At 44.3% G+C, this 809-nt stretch carries 1 protein-coding gene; it reads right to left on the reverse strand.

Translation table 11 applies throughout. From position 1 onward, the window contains the following. Positions 1-809, reverse strand: an 809-nt coding sequence (locus tag A3761_RS03525) for a phosphomannomutase/phosphoglucomutase (protein ID WP_197472793.1), incomplete at both ends; no start/stop codon positions are given.

The following is an 809-nucleotide window of genomic DNA, read 5'->3' on the forward strand; positions in this document are numbered from 1 at the left end:
CAATACGGGAGTGGTATTGGATGCACGACATAAACCCCAGGCATTTGGGTATTCGACTCGTAAACCATCTATCGTGGAAATATTTCCACCAACAAACTGGTCTTTCAAAGCACACAGACTTTCAACGATCATAAATTTAGACTCATCTGTCACACTGATATTTATCTCAGGCGTACTTAAGTCTTCAGGAAAATCGGCAAATACTTCTTCAGAAGAGCGATCTTCAATACCCAAGACTTCTAATAAACGAGCGGCAGCATAGAGACCGTCATCGAAGCCAAACCAACGCTCTTTGAAGAATACATGACCACTCATTTCACCAGCAAGTAATGCCCCGGTTTCTCTCATTTTAGCTTTCATATAAGAGTGTCCGCTCTTCCACATTACCGGGCGACCGCCATAACTGCTAATCAAACCATTAAGGCGTCGAGAGCATTTAACATCAAATAAGATATCTGCTCCCGGGTTACGGGAGACAACGTCTTTGGCGAACAACATCAACAAACGATCAGGCCAAATAATCTTACCTGTATTGGTTACAACGCCCAAACGATCTGCATCGCCGTCGAAGGCTAAACCGATATCCGCATCATGCTCTTGCACTGCGGCAATCAAGTCTCTGAGATTGTCTGGGTTACTAGGGTCAGGGTGATGATTAGGAAAACTACCATCAACCTCACAATGCAATGGAATAACTTCACAACCAAGTTCTTCAATTAGTTGTGGCGCAACCTTCCCGCCCACGCCGTTACCCGCATCCAATACAACTTTTAAAGGCGCAGCAACAGCAATATCATTTAGAATTGTGT

The organism is Oleiphilus sp. HI0123 (assembly GCF_001635315.1).